Here is a 19,086-nt window from a genome sequence, read left to right on the forward strand (position 1 = left end):
TTAATATTTATTTAAGCATTTTCACAGCTGCATTCTTTACCATCCCAGGTAATCGCCCGATAATTTTCTATATCAGTTGCACCTTCTGTACTAAAGCACAATACTACTGAATTTTCATCAAGTCCCAGTTTTGCACGCAGTTCTTTGTATTTATTATTTGCCAATATCTCAATAGCAGCACCGACTGGTGCTGCACCGCTTTCCCCTGAAATTATGCGTTCATCACTATCAATCGGTGCGCCTAAAACACGCATTCCCTTTGCCGATATATTATCATCACAGGATATTGCATAATCAGCATAACTTTCCAGTACCCGCCAGCCAATATCGCATGGTTCACCACAGGCAAGTCCTGCCATCATTGTATTCATTTCGCCGCCGACAAAATGCAGTCTGCCGTCAGCCGCTTTAGCCGTACGGAAAATACAATCAGCGGCATTCGGTTCAACTATGGTAATTTTAGGTTTTTCTTCTCCTTTATAGGCATTAGCAAAAAATCCCGTAACAGCTCCTGCCAGTGCACCTACTCCGGCTTGGATAAAAATATGTGTTGGCTGTTCCGACAGCTGCTGATAAGCTTCTAATGCCATTGTTCCATACCCTTGTATGATCCAGCGGGGAATGTCCTGATAACCTTCCCAGGAAGTATCCTGTACCATAACCCAGCCATATTTTTCAGCATTTTCGCTAGCCATGCGCACGGCATCATCATAATTTAAATCAGTAATTGTAACCTCAGCGCCTTCAGCTTTTATATTATTAAACCGTTCCAGGCTGCTGCCTTTAGGCATATATACAATGGCCTTTTGCCCCAGTTGTTTAGCTGTCCATGCTACGCCGCGGCCATGATTGCCGTCAGTTGCTGTAACAAAAGTAATATTACCAAGCTTTTCCTTTATCTCATCAGAAACCATTTTCTCAAATGGCAATTCTGAAATATCCATATTTAATTTTTTTGCTATATAACTGCCTATAGCAAAGCTGCCGCCTAATACCTTAAAAGCATTTAAAGCAAACCGATATGATTCATCTTTAACAAAAAAGTTTTTCACCCCTAAATGCGATGCCAAATTCTTTAATTCCCGCAATGGGGTTTTTTCGTACATTGGAAATGACTTATGAAAATTCAATACCTTTTCAGCATGCTCTGAATTTAAAAATTCAATATTATTTATGTTTTTTTTGTCCTGTGCAAATGATATAAGCTGCATTATTAAAATTTCCTCCCTACACACGGCAAACAAAAACGCCCGGAAAATATTTAATTTTTCCAGGCGCCTTTGCCGTCAGTGTATCGTTATCTCGTTATGAGATTATATTATCTCATTTTGAAATGATTGTCAATATATAATTGCAGCTTACTATCAACTATTCTCGGTCAAATTATATTCCTGTATTTTTCGATATAGGGTAGCCCTGCTTATTCCCAACATTTTAGCAGCTTTTTCTGCTTTGCGTACTTCTCCCTCGACTTCATCTAAAGCTCTTTTTATTGTGCGTCGTTCTAAATCCACAAGGTTTAGCTCTGTATAATTTCCATCCTCATTTTCCTCTTCTTCAGCAATTTCTTCTATGTTGCTTACTATTAACTCTGCCATTTTACCAATAAACTGCACCATCCACTCCTTATTTTCCATAAAACGGTTGGTTTGTTCTTCATTAAAACTTACGAGTCCAATAACCCCGACAACCTCATTGCGAAAAATGATAGGTGCTGCCAATTCTGTGTATTCCGGACAGTTTTTATAATTCGGACAAGGCTTACACAAAATATGGTAGCCTGGATGTTCAATCATAATCATTTTGCCGGTCTGCATAACATGATTATAAACAAAACCGGCATTCATTATTTCACCACAATTTTCACTATATTTTCCCGTCCCGGCAATGCGAATAAAATTATTATCAGCCACCTCAACCTCAAGTCCAATAACCTCAGCTATCGCCTGCGCTGTCTTTTGTACTATCGGTTGAATCTGCTGCAGTAAACTTTCCTTAGCCATTATATATCTACCCCAAAATTACATTTATTAAACTTCCACACTGACTATTTTATTAATTCTTGTTTATTATATCTTCATAAAAAGCATATGGTATCTGTAAATTATTTTTACAGCCTGTTCCCAGTTCTACTCCTACACGATTTCCCCCATGGAAATCACTGCCGCCGGTAGATAATAAATTATATTTTTCTATCATAGCTGCAGCAAATTTTTTATCATCGTCACTGTAATTAGTATAATATTTTTCCATACCGTCAAGACCCATTTTATGCAATTTAGCAATAGTATCTTCCTGTTCCTGACGAGACTTACCTTTAAGCCCTATTAATTTATGAAAATGGGCCAGTGATGTTACGCCGCCGGCAGCGGTAATTGCCGACGCAACCTCTGCCATATTGACATTTTTATTAAGACCCAGCTCATCAACCGCCGGGTTTAAGTAATTATCCCAAATATCCTGAATATTATCATATAGCTTTATTGATACAAGATAACGCATAATTGCATATCGCTCTAAATTTCCGGCTTTTATAAACGGTTTAACTTTTTCCAGGCTGATATCTACACCTCTGGCCTGAATAATATCAATTACCTTTTCCATTTTGTTTTCTTTATTATATCTTATTTTTTGATATAACTTTTTAAACTCTGAATGCTCTGGATCAAACCCCAACGCTACAATGTGCAATTTACGATCTTCATAATCAACTGATATTTCCATACCATTTATAAAATCTATATGTTCTTTTTGTGCTGCCTGAGCCGCTATATTTAGACCATCTATTGTGTCATGGTCTGTAAGAGTAATCGCTGCTAAATCACGTTCCTTAGCCAATGCAACTATCTGTTTGGGTGAAAAACTGCCATCAGACATAGTAGAGTGAACGTGTAAGTCAATACATTTCATTTTATCCCGCCTTTGTTAAATATATCTTCATTGTAAAGCATAGTTTATTTAAAAACAACCTATGCTGCTTATTCCTTTTTGTTTACAAATGAGTCCTGCGCTGCAAAAAAATTAAATACCGCCTGCGCTGCTGGTTTATTCATACCTTTAACAGCTGCCATTTCATCAACTGTCGCTTTTTTTATATTATCTAATTTAGCAAAATGATCCCACAAAATTTTTCTTCTTTTAGGACCAATACCATCAATATGGTCCAATATGGAAACCATATTACGTTTGCTGCGTAATTTTCTATGATAAGTAATGGCAAAACGATGGGCCTCATCTCGAATTCTCTGCACCATATATAAAGCTTCACCATGACGCGGTAAAATAACAGGCTCACTTTCTCCTTCAATAAATATATATTCAAACTGCTTAGCAAGTCCTACTACCGGCACAGTTAAATGTCCAGCACCTCGTATTATCTCTAACGCTGAACTTAGCTGTCCTTTACCACCATCAATAATTATAAGGTCCGGCATATCTGCTGAATCAATTTTTCCATAACGTCTTTTAGTAACTTCCCGCATTGATAGGAAATCATCCGGCTTACCCTCTGTTGATTTTATTTTAAAGCGACGGTAATCAGATTTTTTGGGAGCACCATCTTCAAATACTACCATTGATGCCACTGTTTCAGAGCCTTGTATATGTGAAATATCAAAGCACTCCATACGGCGCGGCAAATGGGAAAGCTTTAGGTATTTTCCCAATTCTGCAACAGCTCCGCTGGTTTGGGCAGCTTTTTTTACACTTCTTTCTTCTTCATCTTTAAGAAATTTTTCAGCATTTTCCTCAGCCATTTTTATAAGATCCTTTTTCATTCCGCGCTGTGGCACAATAATATCTACTTTATTCCCCTTTACCTCTGCCAGCCAGTTTTCCAGCAAATCTTGTTCTTCTGGCATTTGCGGCAATAACACTTCTTTGGGAACTGATGAAGCCTGATTATAGTACTGCTGCAAAAAGGCTTTAAGTAACGCTGCATCAGTTTCATCATCGCTGTTTTTAAGGATAAAATGACTGCGTCCGGTCATTTTGCCACCACGTATATAAAAAACCTGCATACAAACACCAAATGACGAGCGAGCCATCCCAACAGCATCTTGGTCACCGCCATCAGTCATTATTTTTTGTTTTTCCGTTGTCTTGCGTACAGCAGTCAATTGGTCACGTAATGATGCTGCCAGTTCAAATTGGAGATTTTCTGCTGCCTTTTCCATGCGCTGCTGCAAATTCTTTTCTAAAATATCACTTTTCCCGTCCAAAAATAAAATTATTGCCTTAACCATTTCCCCATATGCCTGTTTGCCAATTTTGCCTGCACATGGTGCCAAACATCTTTTTATATGATATTCAAGACAAGGTCGGTCAACATTCATATTGCGGCAGGTGCGCAGAGGAAAAGATTTCCGCAGCAATCGCAGACTTTCCCTGACTGCCCCCACATTTGTATATGGTCCAAAGTAACGAGCGCCATCCTTTAGTATCCGCCTGGTAATAAGAACCCGTGGAAAGTCATCCGCTAATGTAACTTTTAAATAAGGATACGTTTTATCATCACGCAGACTTATATTATAACGCGGCTGATGTTTCTTTATCAGATTGCATTCCAATATCAATGCTTCAATTTCCGAGCCGGTAATTATCGTCTCAAAATCAGCAATTTTTTTAACCATGGCAATGACTTTAGCCGAATGATTTTTATTGCTTTGAAAATACTGCCGCACCCTGTTTTTTAATACTACTGCTTTACCTACATAAATAATCTTTTTCTGGGCATCCTTCATTATATATACACCGGGATTATCCGGTAATTGCTGTAATTTTTGTTCTATTATTTCATTCATTATTAATCCTATCCTATAGTTGAATTTTTAATTATTCCACATTATGCTAGTTAACAAAATAGTATGGTTTTAAGCCTTCCCTGTAGGGAAGGTGGCTTGACAAAGTCAAGTCGGAAGGGTTAACCCCTCAGGCAGCTTTGCTGCCAGCTCCCCTCAAGGGGAGCCTTTCAGACATCTAAAATTCAACTAGCTAAAACAATATCTCCCAAACTTCACATCAAATTAGAAATAGCTTTTCAACTTCTATAAATTAAAACACGGTTGTATAAACAACAATTTTAATATACTATATATATATACCCAAATCAATAATTAATGGAGGAATAAACCTTGCATAGAAATGATCCTTGCTGGTGCGGCAGCGGTCTCAAATATAAACGCTGTCATCTTGACTTTGATGAACGCATTGCCGCTATGAAATTTAATCCTAAAAGAGGTCAGATAAAACCGCCGCATGAGATAATAAAAAATGACAAAGATATTGAAGGGATTCGTAAAAGCGGTCTGATAAACAATGCTGCCCTTGATTTAATTGCTGACAACATTAAACCTGGGATGGATACACTTACCCTCAATGATATGGCACATAAATTCATCGTTGATAATGGTGGTATTCCCGCTTGTCTTGATTATGCCGGCTATCCTAAAAGCATCTGTATTTCAATAAACAATGTTGTCTGTCACGGCATTCCCTCAAAAAAAACTATCCTAAAAGACGGTGATATTGTCAATGTTGATATTACCACAATTCTTGATGGTTATTTTGCTGATGCCTCGCGCATGTTCATGATTGGAGAAGTCAGCCCTGAAGCCAAAAAACTTGTAGAAGTTACCAAAGAATGCATGGAGCTCGGTATTTTGGCTGCCAAACCTTGGCATTTTGTTGGTGATATTGGTGATGTAATAAAAAAACATGCCCATAACAATAATTACTCTGTAGTTACCGCACTTGGCGGACATGGCGTCGGCAAAAAATTTCATGAAGAACCATTTGTAAACCATTCTGGTGAAAAAAATACCGGTATGCTGCTTGTCCCTGGTATGGTTCTTACCGTCGAACCAATGATAAATGAAGGCACTTATGATGTATATACCGATGAAAAAGATGGCTGGACAGTATATACACGCGATAGTAAACTCTCCGCGCAATGGGAAAAAACTATACTAATCACCGAAACTGGCGTAGAAATATTGGCTTATTGATTTTTGTAAAAAATATATTGTTATTGTAAAGCAAGACTTTTTCTAAAGTTCTTGCTTTATCTTTTCTAAAATACTAACGTCTCAAACTGTATTTGTGCTAAAATAGATAAAGATTACTTTATCTTAATTAAGGAGAACATTTTTAATGAATTCACCTCATGAAATAAATGTCATAAAAATGAAAGACGTTTCTAAAGTATATGACAATGGCGCAGTTGCTCTTGATAATATTAATATCAGCATTAAACGCGGCGAATTTGTTTTTATCGTAGGTACCAGCGGTGCAGGAAAATCATCATTTATAAAACTACTACTGCGGGAAATCACCCCTACTGCCGGCACAGTAACAATAAATGGCTATAATATTAAAAACATGGATAACCACGACATTCCCTATTTGCGTCGCAGCTTAGGTGTTATCTTTCAAGATTACCGCTTATTACCCAACAAAACCGTTTACGAAAATGTTGCTTTTGCCATGCGCGTTATTGAATCACCAAGGCGGCTTATTTTACGCAGTGTTAATAGTGTTCTCGATGTTGTTGGCCTGCGTGAAAAATATAAATGCTTTCCTAATCAATTATCCGGTGGTGAACAGCAGCGCGTAGCTATTGCCCGTGCTATAGTAAATAATCCAGCTATAGTAATAGCCGATGAACCTACCGGCAACCTTGATCCTGAAACCTCCTGGGAAATCATGGATATATTCCAGCGTATCAATGCTGCTGGAACCACTATTGTAATGGCAACCCATGATAAAACCATCGTTGACACCATGCAAAAACGTGTTATTGCGATTGAAAATGGTCATATTGTCCGCGACGAATCAATTGGAGGCTACGGCTATGAAATTTAGAACTTCCGAATATTTTATAAAAGAGGTAGCTATATCCTTAAAACGTAATAATTGGATGTCATTAGCCTCAATTGGCACTGTTACCATTTCCCTATTTATTCTTGGCTTGTTTATAATTATTGTTGCCAACCTTAACCGTATGGCTTCAAGCTTAGAATCGCAGGTTCAAATCAGTGTTTATTTACAAGATAATATAACTAAGCAGCAACGCACGACTATCGAAGAAGACCTAAAAAAATTATCTGGTGTTGAAGCCGTAAAATATGTTTCCAAAGATGAAGCAATAAAACGCTTTAAATCCCGTCTGGGTGATCAGGAATATCTTCTCACTGCGCTTGATAATACCAATCCTCTGCCCGATGCTTTTGAGGTCACCGTATCAAACCCCAACATTGTAAAAACTGCCTCAAAAACAATTGAAAAATTCAAAGGGGTCGATAGTGCCGTATATGCCCAAGATGTTGTCGAACATTTATTTGAACTAACTAAGCTGGTTCGTTATATCGGCCTTGCCATAATAATATTTCTTGCCGGTGCTACAATTTTTATTATTTCCAATACAATACGACTGACTGTATTTGCCCGCCGCAAAGAAATAGCTATTATGAAATATGTAGGAGCAACTGATTGGTTCATACGTTGGCCCTTCCTATTGGAAGGTATTGTTCTTGGCTTTATCGGCGGTGCCTTGTCTGCGATATTTTTGCGTTTTGCCTATACCACTTTAACCGCAAAAATATATGATATGATGGCATTTTTCCCATTAATACCAATTCATCCATTTCTTACCTATATCAGCATCATAATAATATGCAGTGGAATTTTTATTGGTGCTTTAGGCAGCACTATCTCAATTAAAAGATTTTTGGAAGTCTAGGAGAATTATTTATGATTTTCTATAAACGATTGACTGCTGTTTTAATGCTGATAACATTTTTTTCAGCATTATCTGCCCCCATATATGCCCAATCATTACAGGATAAATTAAGCAATCTTAAGCAGCAGGCTGATGTAAAAAAAGAACAAATAAATTCCGCCAAACAAAAAGAAACAACAGTATCTGAACAGCTGCATCAAATTTCCATCCAGGTTGATACCGCTACCGCTGAATACAATAAAATAAAAAAAGATTTAGATGCTACCCAGGCAAAAATAGATGCTAATCAGGCTCTTTTAACAAAAACCGAAAAATCATTGGAAAAACGTCATAAAATACTTTATAAACGTATCCGTGATATTTATATTCATGGACAAATAAGTTACATAGATGTATTAGTTGGTGCTAATGATTTTTCTGATTTTTTGACTAGGCTCTCATTAGTTAAGCGCATTATCCGTTATGACTATAATCTTATAAATGATATATTAAAAGAAAAAGCAACCATAGATGCGACAAAAGCCGAATTAGAAAAAGATAAACAGCAGATTTCAAAATTAGCCCAGGCTGCTAAAGAAAAAGCTAATATTCTTGAAGATAAAAAACATCAACAGCAAGCTTTATTGTACAAGGTACAAAACGACCGCAAAACAGCGGAACAGGCTTATGATGAATTAATGGCCGCATCCCGTCAGGTAGAACAAATGATAATGAATTATACCAGCAGCCACAGTGACAATATTCCTGCTGGCAACGGCACCTTCATTTGGCCTTTATCCGGTCCAATAACTTCACCATTTGGTTGGCGTACCCATCCAATATATGGGCGCCGTATCTTCCACAGTGGTATTGATATTGGTGGTGACTATGGTCTGCCAATAAGGGCAGCAGCCAGCGGTGTAGTAATTTATGCTGGCTGGATATCCGGCTATGGCAATGCTGTTATTATCAGCCATGGCGGCGGTTTGCAAACTTTATATGGACATAACCAATCACTTAATGTCAGCGAAGGGCAGCATGTCAGTCAGGGGCAAGTCATTTCCTACTGTGGCTCTACTGGTAACTCCACTGGTCCGCATTGCCATTTTGAAGTCCGTAAAAACGGCGAACCAGTAAATCCATTAAATTATCTATAATCAGCAAATACACAAAAACTATTGGAGTGAGCACGATGAAATTAAATAAAAAAATTCTGGCAGCCATAATTATCGTTGTTTTTATTGTATCATCACTGCTGACTATTACCGGCTTGTACTTCTTATTCGGATTCAACAAGTATAAGTTTACCGATACAGCTCGCTTTTTTACCGCCTTACGATTAGTACAGACCTACTATGTTAAAGATGTTAATGAAGGCAAACTAATTGATGGGGCCATAAACGGAATGGTCAATTCACTGGACGATCCTCATTCTATTTATCTGGACCAAAAACTTTATAAACGCTTATTAGAGCAAACTGAAGGTTCCTTTGGCGGTATTGGTGTTGTAATGCAGTACAATAAAGAAAACAAGACTGTTAATATTATCTCTGTTTTAAAAGATACACCAGGTGCGAAATCCGGGCTTAAACCAGGTGACCAAATAACTGCTATAGATGGAGCCTCTACCAATAATTATTCTTTTGAGCAGATCGCTTCTCATATCCGCGGCCCCATTGGCAGTAAAGTAACCCTAACCATTAAAAATAATTCCGGCAGCAATAATGTCGAGCTTACTCGTGCTACCATCAAAACAGCCACTGTTAGTCATGAGGTCTTAAAAGATAATATTGGTTATATCCGTATTGGCATGTTCTCGGAAAATACCGGCAAGGAATTTACCGATGCCTATAACGATTTACAAAAGAAAAACATTAAGGGACTGATCATTGATTTACGTTCTAATCCCGGTGGGATCTTAACAAGCTGTGTTGAAATTGCCAAGCAGCTTGTTCCTAAAGGTGTTATTGTTTCTACAGTTGACCGCAATAACAATAAAGAAGTTTTTAAATCAGACTTAGCTCAGGAAAAATACCCTATAGTTGTTTTAATAAACAAAAACAGTGCCAGTGCCTCCGAAATATTATCAGGTGCTCTGCAGGATACAAAAGCAGCTACGCTTGTCGGCACCCAGTCCTACGGCAAGGGCTCCGTACAGCAGATAATCCCCTTAGATGATGGACGTGCTTTAAAAATAACCATTGCTAAATATTATACGCCCAGCGGACGTTCGATAGATGGTATCGGTATCACCCCTGATGTGCCTGTAGAACTTAATTTAAATGGTCAGACTGATAATCAATTAGAAACAGCTATTGATACATTAAACAAAAAAATAAATAAATAATTTCTAAAAAGAAGAATGCCAGCAATTGACATTCTTCTTTTTATTTATAGTAAACTTTTACATTTTTTATTTATCAGAACAAATGTTAAAGTATTATTTTTCACTTTTATATTTTTACAATTGTTCTACTATATGATTATTGTAAAAGTAATCTTTTTAGTGTATTATAATTATCAGAAAAGGACGAAAAGTCATAAATAAGTAAATTATAGGGTATTATTATGAAAAAAATAATTGATGATATAAGACTTATATTTAAATGCTGCAGCCTTTATTATCAAGATGGGCTCAGCCAACAAGAAATATCGGATATATTACAAATTTCCCGCCCCACGGTAGCCCGCATGATAAAAAATGGTCACCAGCAAGGGATTGTCAAAATAGAAGTCATTAATCCAAATAATCTTCTCTTTGGCAATTTAGAAAGAGCCTTAGAAAAAAAGTTTAATTTAGAAGAGGTCATTGTTACCCCGGCAACAAATTCCAATTTAATCGATGATGTTGACGAAACGATGGCAAATGAAGTTTTTAAATTTCTCTCCCGTATATTAAATGAGAACGACTATGTTGGTATTGGCATGGGACGCACACTGCGAAATCTCATAAAAAACAAATGTCAGGTAGAACCATTAAAATGTACTTTTGTTCCAACAATGGGCGGTATCGATAAAAATCGCTATGATATTCATTCCATTGCCATAAATGCCCAGGTTGGTGCTGATTTTGTCCCGGTAGGTTTAAGCTTGGGTGAAGCTGAACCGGAAACCATTGAGCTTGGTATTCCTGCTGTGCTTTATTCCCGTCTTATTACTGGTCCTGCCGCTGTAATTATTGCCTATTTATTTAGTATGGGATTATATTCCTAATACTATTTATAAATACCCATTTTATACTGTTTCAACATAAAACTTCCAAAGTAAAAATATTACTATAATAAAATTTTCCAGCTTAGTGTATAATTTATAATTTCCCAAATAAATTGACAGGTATTTACAAATTTTCAGAGAACTTTTATTATATACTATATTGACAGGAGGAGTTTTCATGACAGATTATAACAGTACACAATTAAGAAATGTAGTGGTTGCCGGACACAGTAAATGCGGTAAAACATCCATTATTGAAGCCTGCTTATATAAAGCGGGACAAACCGACCGTCTTGGCAAAACCAGCGATAGCACTTCAGTACTCGATTATACGCCAGAAGAAATAAACCGCCAAATGACAATTAATACCACGCTAGCTGCCTGTGAATGGCAAAATTATAAAATTAACTTTCTTGATACTCCCGGCTATCCTGATTTTACCAGTGAAGTTATCTCGTCAATGAATGCTGCTGAAGCTGCCTTAATTGTTGTTTCTGCCGCTTCCGGCGTAGAAGTAGAAACAGATAAAGTTTGGCATTATGCTGAAAAGCTTTCCCTGCCACGTGCAATTTTTATAAATAAACTAGATAGGGAACACGTCGATTTCAATAAAACTATTGATGAATTGCGGGCTCACTTTGGCAAAGGTGTCGTTCCCATTCAGCTGCCTATCGGCGAAGCTGATAGTTTTCATGGCGTTGCCGACCTTATCACCATGAATACACAAGTCCTTATTAAAAACAAAACCCAGATTTACGATATACCGCCTTATATGAATGCTGCTATAAAAGAAGCACGCCATATGCTTATCGAATCAATTGCCGAATTCAATGATGAGCTTATGGATAAATATCTTGAAGATAAAGAAATAACCCAGACCGAAGCTGCTGCTGCTTTGATTGAGGGTATTGTAAACGCCAAAATATTTCCTGTATTATGCGGTTCAGCCGAAAATTGCATTGGTTTCCGCCAACTGCTAAACAGCATTATTGAATATTTTCCCACTCCATATTTTCGCAAATCACTCGGCATAAACCCGCTTACTGATGAAATGGAAGAACGTCAATCCGAAGACGCTTTTTCTGCTTTTATCTTTAAAACAGTGGTTGACCAATTTATCGGCAAAACCAGCTACATAAAAACAGTATCAGGCACGATGCGTGAAAACAGTATGCTTTATAATTCTTCCGCCCAAAAAACTGAGCGTATCGGTTCTTTATATTCAGCCTGCGGCAAAAAGCAAACGGCTGTTAAACGTATCGCTGCCGGTGATATTGTCATTGTAAACAAACTGGCTCTAAGCAAGACAAATGATACCTTATGTTATGAGCAAACACCAATCATCTATGAATGTCCTGAATATCCACAGCCCATGTATAAACTGGCAATAACTGCTGTAAACAAGGCCGATGAAGATAAAATGAGTTCAGGTCTCAGCCGTTTATTGGAAGAAGATCCCGTCATTGAAATTTACAAAGATAAAAGCACCGGTGATTTATGTATCAGCGGCATCGGTGAAACCCATTTAGAAATCGCACTGGAAAAACTCCAGCGAAAATTTGGTGTGCAGGCAGCTTTGAGTGAACCTGCTATTGCCTATAGGGAAACAATCAAAAAAAATGCCAAAGCTGAAGGCAAATATAAAAAACAAAGCGGCGGTCATGGTCAATATGGCGATGTATGGCTGGAAATCGCTCCCAATGAACGAGATAACGGTGTAGAATTCACTGAAACAATATTTGGCGGCGCTGTACCGCGCCAATATATTCCCGCAGTAGAAAAAGGCGTTATTGAAACATTGCAAAAAGGTCTCATTGCCGGCTTTCCCATGACAGATATAAAGGTAAACCTGTCTGACGGTTCTTACCATACTGTTGATTCTTCTGAAATGGCTTTCAAAACAGCCGCAGGAATGGCCTTAAAGAAAGCTGTTCCCGATGCCGTGCCTGTTGTGCTGGAACCATATTCCCTGATAAAAATAACCGTACCTGAATACTATATGGGAACTGTAATTGGCAGTCTTAATACTCATCGCGGTCGAATTATCAACACCTTAAGTCCATCACACAGCACCAGCATTATAGAAGCACAAGTTCCCGACGCTGAGCTGATAAAATATGCTACTGAACTGCGTTCACAGACACAGGGACGCGGCAGTTATACCTTGGAATTTTCCCATTATGAAGAGGTACCGGAAAAAATCAGCAGTAAAATAATCGAAAACCATAATTAAACTTATTCAAAAAAACCTGCTATTAAGTTATACTTAAATAGTAGGTTTTTTTTAGGAGATGATATTATGGCTACTGTGCCAAAATTAAATACACTTCACTTAGTCGATAAAACACCCTTTAAAGTAGTTGCGCCATTTGAACCAATGGGTGACCAGGAAGAGGCCATCAAGGATTTAGCTGCCGGAATAGAAAATGGTCAAACAGCACAGGTACTACTTGGTGCTACTGGTACCGGCAAAACATTTACTATTGCCAAGATGATAGAAAAAGTTCAAAAACCAACTCTGGTAATTGCCCATAATAAAACATTGGCTGCTCAACTAGCCAGTGAATTTAAGGAATTTTTCCCTAATAATGCTGTGGAGTATTTTGTCAGTTATTATGATTATTACCAACCCGAGGCCTATATTGCGCAAACAGATACATACATTGCCAAAGATTCAGCAATAAATGATGAAATAGACAAGCTGCGTCATTCTGCTACCTGCTCTTTATTTGAAAGACGCGATGTAATTATTGTAGCCAGTGTATCATGTATATATGGCTTAGGCTCACCAGAAGATTATTATGAACTGGTATTATCGGTGCGCCGTGGCGAGGAATATCCCCGTGATAATATTTTGCATAAATTAGTACAAATCCAATACGAACGCAATGATATCAATTTTATCCGCGGTAAATTTCGTGTCCATGGCGATATTGTGGAAATATATCCAGCCGGCTATCAAGATCGAGCTGTTCGTATTGAACTATTCGGTGATGAAATTGACCGTATCAGTGAATTCGACCCATTAACCGGTGAAATATTAGGCGAACGAAAAAGCATCACTATTTTTCCGGCATCCCATTATGTAACCTCACCTGACAATATGGAGCGTGCCGTAAAAACCATTGAAGAAGAATTAAATGAACAGGTAAAATATTTCGAGGATAATAATAAACTGGTCGAAGCTCAGCGCATTAAACAGCGCACTAATTACGACCTTGAAATAATGCAGGAAATGGGCTATTGCTCTGGCATTGAAAACTATTCCCGCCATCTGACCGGACGCAACAAAGGCGATTCTCCTTATACTCTTTTGGATTATTTCCCCGAAGATTTTCTTATAGTTATTGATGAATCACATGTTACCATGCCTCAGGTACGCGCCATGTATGCCGGTGACCGTTCACGCAAAGAATCATTAGTTGACAATGGTTTTCGTCTGCCCTCAGCCTTTGACAACCGTCCCCTGCGTTTTGAAGAATTTGTTGAACGCATCAATCAAATCATCTATGTATCAGCAACACCTGCCGCTTATGAACTTGCTCAAGCCAATCAGGTTGTTGAACAGATAATACGTCCTACCGGTCTGCTTGACCCACAAATTGAAGTCCGTCCCCTTACAGGTCAAATGGATGATTTATTAAGTGAAATCAAAATTCGCATGACAAAAAAAGAACGTGTTTTAGTTACCACCCTTACTAAAAAAATGGCTGAAAATCTGACTGATTACCTTACTGAAATGGGCATAAAAGTCCGATATCTCCATTCAGATATCGCCACCATGGAACGAGCTGAAATAATCAGGGACCTGCGCTTGGGCGTATTTGATGTACTTGTTGGCATTAATCTATTGCGCGAAGGTCTTGATATGCCGGAAGTATCCCTCGTCGCTATCCTTGATGCCGATAAAGAAGGTTTTTTACGCTCAGAAACATCACTCATTCAAACCATTGGTCGTGCTGCCCGCAATGCCAATGGTACGGTAATACTTTATGCTGATCGTATAACCGATTCCATGCGGCGTGCTATGGATGAAACCGAACGCCGCCGCATCATACAAAATGACTATAATAAAAAACATGGCATCACCCCTAAGACCATTGAGAAAAAAGTTAAAAATCTCATTGAAACAACTATGGTTGCCGAAAACAAAACAGCATATAAAGCAGGTAAGAAAAAACTAAAAATGACTGCTAAAGAAAAGCAAAAACTCATTGCCACACTGACTAAAGAAATGCAGACAGCATCAAAGGCTCTGGAATTTGAAAAAGCCGCCGAACTGCGTGATGTTATCTTTGAACTGCAAAATGAAAAAAAATAAAAACCTACCCATAACAAAAGAGGCTGACGCTAAAAATCTGCGTCAACCTCTTTTTATCATTATTAAGAATATAATCCCATACTAAATAAATAGGCAATAATTACAGCAGCAGGTCCCGTAATAAGACGGGAATAAAGCACCGCTGGAACGCCAAGTTCAATAGTTTCTGGTTCAGCTTCACCTAAGCTTAGTCCTACTGGTACAAAATCTGCACCAACCTGCGCATTTATAGCAAATAATGCCGGAAGTGCATATTGCGGGGGAATATGTCCAAGGCCAATTTCTACCCCCAGCAAACTGCCAACAACCTGTGCAATTACTGCACCAGGCCCAAGAACAGGTGAAATAAATGGCAGGGCGCAGACAATGGATATACCAATCATACCAGGTAATGTACTGGCAAGTGGTGATAAAGTATGAGCAATTACATTACCAATGCCTGATGCACTGATAATACCTAAAATCATACTAACAAATGCCATAAATGGTAAGATATTTTTCATTACCATTTCAATCGTTTCACGGCCTGCCTGATAAAATTTATTTACAACACTGCCTACACCTATGCCAAGACGCGTGACAATATTTTTCTTTCTGCCATTATTCATAGCTGCAAGTTCGGCTCTGGCCTGTGCTTTAGTTTTAGCTGTATCACTAGGACTTTTTTTCGTTGGAGCGGGATTAGCATTGATTGCACTTTCATCAGCAAACTGGATACAACTTTCCTTAACATCAGATACATAAATATCTTCAGTAATAAAATTGGCTAAAGGTCCTGATTTTCCTACCGGTGTCAAATTAACTGTAAAAATTCCTTTTTTCGGATATACGCCACAGCGTGCTGTACCGCCACAGTCGACAACAGCTACCATTACTTCATCATCCGGTGCTCCGGTACTGAAACCATCAACAGCCTCACCGCCAGTCATTTCTGCTATTTTTTGGGCTACAGGATGAATCCCTCCACCTGTAACACATAGTATTTTATGGCATTTTTCCGTAGGTGTTATTGTAAGCGGGCCGCCCCAGCCTGATTTGCCTTTAGTTATTAAAATAGATTTATACATTTATGTAGTCCCCCTTATTTAGAAAAAGCAAATTATTTTTTCATCATTGCATATATTTTTTCCGTTACTATACCACGCATTAGTATCACTATTATCCCTACTGCAAAATATCTTATTGCTAATTCTCCTAAAGGCAAACCCAGTTGATTTATTCCGGCAGCAATCCCCATATATACAAACAATTCACCGCCATTAGCATGAGGAAATAACCCTGTTACCGGATGAACAAAGCTTACTGCCGCATCATAAAACGCCGGTTTATATTTTTCTTCGACAAATCTGCCGAATGTATAACACATCGGATTAACTAAAAATATTACAGCCAATATTGGAACAATTGTATAACGTGTCAATGTATATTTCGTTGCCGTTTGAGCTAAACTATATACTCTGTCTTCCCCAATTATTTTAATAACCGAGCTGACTGCCGTCATTAAGACTATAACTAAAGGAATAATACCAGTTACCCAAGCTACAAAAGTTGCTGCCCCTGCCTTAAACAACTCAATAAAACCATTTGCCAATGCTGCAATAATTTCCATAATAATCCTCTTTTCTATAAATATTATAATAACTATAAATAAAAATACTTCTTAGAAGTATTTCAATCGCCGCCAAAGAGATTAATTATTTTATATTTTTGTATTAATTTTATTTTTCTGATAATAATTATATGTTATATTCACTATATTTTCAATATTATGAATATAGAACAATTGTTAAAGATATTTATTTTTACTATGCTTTTTTCTTTTTGTTCTATAATAATAAAAATAGCCATTATCAATATTATTTGATAACAGCTATTTTATCGTTTACTCTTTATTATTCTTAGTAAGTTCCGTTCCTTCCAATAAAACCGGTGCCAAAAATTGTCCTGTATATGATTTTTTAACTTTCACGATTTCTTCAGGTGTTCCCTGCGCTACAATCGTACCACCTTTGTCGCCGCCTTCCGGTCCCAAGTCAATAATATGATCGGCTGTCTTTATTACATCAAGATTATGCTCGATAACTACGACCGTATCCCCATTATCAACCAGTCGTTGCAAAACATCCATCAGTTTATGGATATCAGCTGTATGAAGACCAGTAGTTGGTTCGTCCAATATATACAGCGTTTTACCAGTACTACGCTTGGACAACTCTGTGGCCAGCTTTATACGCTGTGCCTCACCACCTGATAAGGTAGTAGCTGATTGTCCCAGCTGCATATAACCAAGTCCAACATCCTGCAAAGTCTGCAGTTGACGGGCTAAACGCGGAATATTTTGGAAAAACTCCACCGCCTCATCAACAATCATATGCAAAACATCTGATATTGTTTTACCTTTATATTTTACTTCTAATGTTTCCCTATTATAGCGGGCACCTTTACAAACCTCACACGGCACATAAACATCCGGCAAAAAATGCATCTCAATCTTAATGATACCATCACCATGACAAGCTTCACACCGGCCGCCTTTTACATTAAAGCTAAATCGTCCCGGCTTGTAACCGCGTATTTTTGCTTCCCTCGTCTGGCTGAAAACCTGCCTTATCGTCTGAACCTCCCACGACTAAAGTCGCGGGGTTCCTGCTTCATAGATAGTTGCGCAAAAAACACGTCTTACATTATCTCCACAGGCTATCCCCGTAGTTCCTACGGTTCTTATATATGTTATTACACTGCTGTGTTTAAAATTCTTAATCCTTCATTGCGAATGTTTATGGCGGCATTTATGTCTCTATCGTGATGCGATTTGCATTCAGGACATTCCCATTGTCTTATAGTAAGGTCTTTTATTTCTTTGTTTTGATAACCACAATTATGACAAAGCTGACTTGATGGATAGAATTTATCTATTTGCATTATTTCTTTGCCATACCACTGAGCTTTATATTTTAGCTGGCGGGTAAATTCTGACCAGCTGGCATCTATAATGCTTTGGGCAAGTTTGTGGTTTTTCAGCATGTTATTTACTTGTAAGTCTTCTAAGCAGATAACATCATAGTTTTCTATAAGTTTGAGCGAGAGTTTATGCAGCATATCTTTTCGCTGATTTGCAATACGTGCCTGTAGTCTGGCCACTTTGATTCTTGCTTTATTTCTGTTTATACTGCCCTTTGTTTTTCGGGACAAGCATCTTTGCAGTTTAGCAAGTTTTCGTAGTGACTGTTTGAGGTATTTATGATGGGGATGTTTGTCGCCATCGGAGGTAATTGCAAATTCTTTTAAGCCAAGGTCGATACCGACATAGTTGTCAGTTCGCTTAAAAACAGGTTTTTCTACTTCGGTGCAGCATAGAGATACAAAGTATTTACCATCAGGCGTTTGTGAGATTACAGCGTTTAATATTCTGCCCTGTGGTATTTGTTTGTCTCTTATTTTTACTTTACCCAGCTTGGGAAGTTTTATCCTTGTTCCCAAAAATTCAATATTGCCATTGGTAAAGTTTGTCTTGTAGGATTTATGCCTGTTCTTTTTTGACTTGAATTTAGGAAAGCCAACATTTTTACGCTTAAAGAAATTCTGATAGGCCGTATCGAGATCTTTTAACGAGTTTTGTAAGGAACATTTATCCGGCTCTCTCAGCCAGATGTTCTCTTTTTTTAACTGCGTTAAATCACTGGAACATTTAGCATAGGTAAGTGTTGTGTTATTTTCTTTATATGCTTTAATTCGCATGTCGAGATAGTGGTTAAAGACATATCTTACACAGCCAAATGTTTTTTGTATCAGTATTTCCTGTATTTTGTTGGGATATATCCTAAATTTGAAGGCT

At 37.8% G+C, this 19,086-nt stretch carries 15 protein-coding genes and 1 pseudogene; 8 read left to right on the forward strand and 8 right to left on the reverse strand.

The features are described 5' to 3' along the window. Positions 1–11: 11 nt before the first annotated feature. The 4 genes from dpaL to uvrC all read right to left on the reverse strand — a co-directional run bounded on the left by dpaL (position 12) and on the right by uvrC (position 4,802). Positions 12–1,211, reverse strand: a complete 1,200-nt coding sequence (dpaL, locus tag HNR32_RS03580; RefSeq protein ID WP_183859739.1) for a diaminopropionate ammonia-lyase — start codon at positions 1,209–1,211, stop codon at positions 12–14. Between the two features lie 153 nt (positions 1,212–1,364). Further along, the gene (locus HNR32_RS03585) at positions 1,365–2,003 is read right to left on the reverse strand and encodes a helix-turn-helix domain-containing protein (protein ID WP_183859741.1); all 639 of its coding nucleotides are present in this window, start codon (positions 2,001–2,003) and stop codon (positions 1,365–1,367) included. A gap of 52 nt (positions 2,004–2,055) precedes the next feature. Then, a complete protein-coding gene (locus HNR32_RS03590; RefSeq protein WP_183859743.1) occupies positions 2,056–2,910 on the reverse strand; it encodes a PHP domain-containing protein in 855 nt (284 codons plus the stop codon). 68 nt (positions 2,911–2,978) lie between these two features. Next, a complete protein-coding gene (uvrC, locus tag HNR32_RS03595; protein WP_183859745.1) occupies positions 2,979–4,802 on the reverse strand; it encodes an excinuclease ABC subunit UvrC in 1,824 nt (607 codons plus the stop codon). Positions 4,803–5,132: 330 nt separating this feature from the next. Here uvrC and map point away from each other — a divergent pair, with 330 nt between their 5' ends. From map to uvrB, 8 genes are all read left to right on the forward strand, one after another. Next, on the forward strand, positions 5,133–6,005 hold the full coding sequence (gene map, locus HNR32_RS03600) for a type I methionyl aminopeptidase (RefSeq protein ID WP_183859747.1): 873 nt from the start codon (positions 5,133–5,135) through the stop codon (positions 6,003–6,005). Between the two features lie 145 nt (positions 6,006–6,150). Next, positions 6,151–6,861: a cell division ATP-binding protein FtsE gene (gene ftsE / locus HNR32_RS03605; RefSeq protein ID WP_196611017.1), complete on the forward strand. Its 711-nt coding sequence runs from the start codon at positions 6,151–6,153 to the stop codon at positions 6,859–6,861. Further along, the gene (gene ftsX, locus HNR32_RS03610; protein ID WP_183859749.1) at positions 6,851–7,738 is read left to right on the forward strand and encodes a permease-like cell division protein FtsX; all 888 of its coding nucleotides are present in this window, start codon (positions 6,851–6,853) and stop codon (positions 7,736–7,738) included. Before ftsE ends, ftsX begins: the two co-directional genes overlap by 11 nt. A gap of 11 nt (positions 7,739–7,749) precedes the next feature. Further along, entirely contained in the window at positions 7,750–8,874 is a 1,125-nt protein-coding gene (locus HNR32_RS03615) for a murein hydrolase activator EnvC family protein (RefSeq protein WP_183859751.1), read from the forward strand. A gap of 35 nt (positions 8,875–8,909) precedes the next feature. Further along, complete coding sequence (locus HNR32_RS03620) at positions 8,910–10,064, forward strand: S41 family peptidase (protein ID WP_183859753.1); 1,155 nt, start codon at positions 8,910–8,912, stop codon at positions 10,062–10,064. A gap of 344 nt (positions 10,065–10,408) precedes the next feature. Beyond that, positions 10,409–10,930 carry a sugar-binding domain-containing protein gene (locus HNR32_RS03625; protein ID WP_260162435.1) on the forward strand — a complete coding sequence of 174 codons (522 nt, stop codon included), beginning with the start codon at positions 10,409–10,411 and terminating at the stop codon, positions 10,928–10,930. A gap of 178 nt (positions 10,931–11,108) precedes the next feature. Further along, positions 11,109–13,163, forward strand: a complete 2,055-nt coding sequence (fusA, locus tag HNR32_RS03630; RefSeq protein WP_183859757.1) for an elongation factor G — start codon at positions 11,109–11,111, stop codon at positions 13,161–13,163. Between the two features lie 66 nt (positions 13,164–13,229). Continuing rightward, complete coding sequence (uvrB, locus tag HNR32_RS03635) at positions 13,230–15,251, forward strand: excinuclease ABC subunit UvrB (protein ID WP_183859759.1); 2,022 nt, start codon at positions 13,230–13,232, stop codon at positions 15,249–15,251. 62 nt (positions 15,252–15,313) lie between these two features. Here the strand turns inward: uvrB and srlE are convergent, their stop codons facing one another. From srlE to tnpB, 4 genes and pseudogenes are all read right to left on the reverse strand, one after another. Further along, positions 15,314–16,318, reverse strand: a complete 1,005-nt coding sequence (srlE, locus tag HNR32_RS03640) for a PTS glucitol/sorbitol transporter subunit IIB (RefSeq protein WP_183859761.1) — start codon at positions 16,316–16,318, stop codon at positions 15,314–15,316. 32 nt (positions 16,319–16,350) lie between these two features. Then, positions 16,351–16,860, reverse strand: a complete 510-nt coding sequence (gene srlA / locus HNR32_RS03645) for a PTS glucitol/sorbitol transporter subunit IIC (RefSeq protein WP_183859763.1) — start codon at positions 16,858–16,860, stop codon at positions 16,351–16,353. A 273-nt stretch (positions 16,861–17,133) separates the two neighbouring features. Beyond that, a pseudogene (locus HNR32_RS03650) lies at positions 17,134–17,862 on the reverse strand (ATP-binding cassette domain-containing protein); the annotation flags it as partial. Positions 17,863–17,984: 122 nt separating this feature from the next. Beyond that, positions 17,985–19,086, reverse strand: a 1,102-nt coding sequence (tnpB, locus tag HNR32_RS03655; protein WP_183859766.1) for an IS200/IS605 family element RNA-guided endonuclease TnpB, incomplete at its 5' end; no start/stop codon positions are given.

This window comes from Pectinatus brassicae (assembly GCF_014201835.1).
Classification (GTDB): domain Bacteria; phylum Bacillota; class Negativicutes; order Selenomonadales; family Selenomonadaceae; genus Pectinatus; species Pectinatus brassicae.

Bases quoted from the DNA above. Each gene is read 5' to 3' on its own strand.
- dpaL (WP_183859739.1), bottom strand. From the start codon at position 1,211: ATGCAGCTTATATCATTTGCACAGGACAAAAAAAACATAAATAATATT.
- HNR32_RS03585 (WP_183859741.1), bottom strand. From the start codon at position 2,003: ATGGCTAAGGAAAGTTTACTGCAGCAGATTCAACCGATAGTACAAAAG.
- HNR32_RS03590 (WP_183859743.1), bottom strand. From the start codon at position 2,910: ATGAAATGTATTGACTTACACGTTCACTCTACTATGTCTGATGGCAGT.
- uvrC (WP_183859745.1), bottom strand. From the start codon at position 4,802: ATGAATGAAATAATAGAACAAAAATTACAGCAATTACCGGATAATCCC.
- ftsE (WP_196611017.1), top strand. From the start codon at position 6,151: ATGAATTCACCTCATGAAATAAATGTCATAAAAATGAAAGACGTTTCT.
- ftsX (WP_183859749.1), top strand. From the start codon at position 6,851: ATGAAATTTAGAACTTCCGAATATTTTATAAAAGAGGTAGCTATATCC.
- HNR32_RS03615 (WP_183859751.1), top strand. From the start codon at position 7,750: ATGATTTTCTATAAACGATTGACTGCTGTTTTAATGCTGATAACATTT.
- HNR32_RS03620 (WP_183859753.1), top strand. From the start codon at position 8,910: ATGAAATTAAATAAAAAAATTCTGGCAGCCATAATTATCGTTGTTTTT.
- HNR32_RS03625 (WP_260162435.1), top strand. From the start codon at position 10,409: ATGATAAAAAATGGTCACCAGCAAGGGATTGTCAAAATAGAAGTCATT.
- fusA (WP_183859757.1), top strand. From the start codon at position 11,109: ATGACAGATTATAACAGTACACAATTAAGAAATGTAGTGGTTGCCGGA.
- uvrB (WP_183859759.1), top strand. From the start codon at position 13,230: ATGGCTACTGTGCCAAAATTAAATACACTTCACTTAGTCGATAAAACA.
- srlE (WP_183859761.1), bottom strand. From the start codon at position 16,318: ATGTATAAATCTATTTTAATAACTAAAGGCAAATCAGGCTGGGGCGGC.
- srlA (WP_183859763.1), bottom strand. From the start codon at position 16,860: ATGGAAATTATTGCAGCATTGGCAAATGGTTTTATTGAGTTGTTTAAG.